A 980-nucleotide genomic window follows, 5' to 3' on the forward strand; every position below is an offset into this window, starting at 1 on the left:
ACATCAACTCGTCCGGCTCCGACCTGCTGCACCTCATCAACGACATCCTGGACCTGTCCAAGATCGAGTCGGGCACCGTCACGGTGGAGATCGAGGACATCTCGTTTGTGTCGCTGCGCGACAGCATCGACCGCAATTTCCGCCATGTGGCCGAGGCCAAGAGCCTGCCGCTGCGCCTGACGTTCGCCGACGACCTGCCGCGCAGCATGGAAAGTGATGCCAAGCGGCTGCAGCAGATCCTGAAGAACCTGCTGTCCAACGCGGTGAAGTTCACGGCGCACGGCCATGTGGAGCTGCGCGTCAGCCTGGCCAACGAGGGCTGGAGCACGGAGCATCCGGTGCTGAGCAAGGCCCAGCATGTGCTGGCCTTCGCGGTGGAGGACACCGGCATTGGCGTGGCGCCCGAGAAGCAGCGCCTGATCTTCGAGGCCTTCCAGCAGGCCGACGCCGGTACTTCGCGCAAATACGGCGGCACCGGCCTGGGCCTGGCCATCAGCCGTGAGCTGGCGGCCCTGCTCGGCGGCGAAATCCGCCTGACCAGCGTGCATGGCCATGGCAGCACGTTCACGCTCTTCCTGCCCTTGCATTTCGCAGGCGCGGACAGCGCCAGCATGGCGCCCCTGCCCTCGCACAGCCGCCCGATGGCCCCGGCGCGCAACAACCTGCCGCTGGTGCGAGAAACCCAGGTACCTGATGACCGCGAGAACATCGAGGAGGGCGACTCGGTCCTGCTTATCATCGAGGACGACCCTCACTTCGCCCGCATCGTGCTGGGCCTGGCGCGGGACCGCGGCTTCAAGGGCCTGGTGGCGCTCAAGGGCAGCCTGGGCCTGGAGCTGGCGCGGCGCTTCAAGYCGACTGCCGTGTCGCTGGACATCTTCCTGCCCGACATGCTGGGCTGGACGGTGCTCAACCAGCTCAAGCTCGACCCGCTGACCCGCCACATCCCGGTGCAGATCTTCAGCGTCGCCGAGGAGGAC

1 protein-coding gene is annotated in these 980 nt (G+C 66.6%); it reads left to right on the forward strand.

From position 1 onward, the window contains the following. Positions 1 to 980 (forward strand): ATP-binding protein (locus tag ACXJKR_RS33475; protein WP_457326530.1); only part of this gene is annotated, 980 nt, incomplete at both ends.

The sequence above is a fragment of the Roseateles sp. P5_E11 genome (assembly GCF_054049355.1).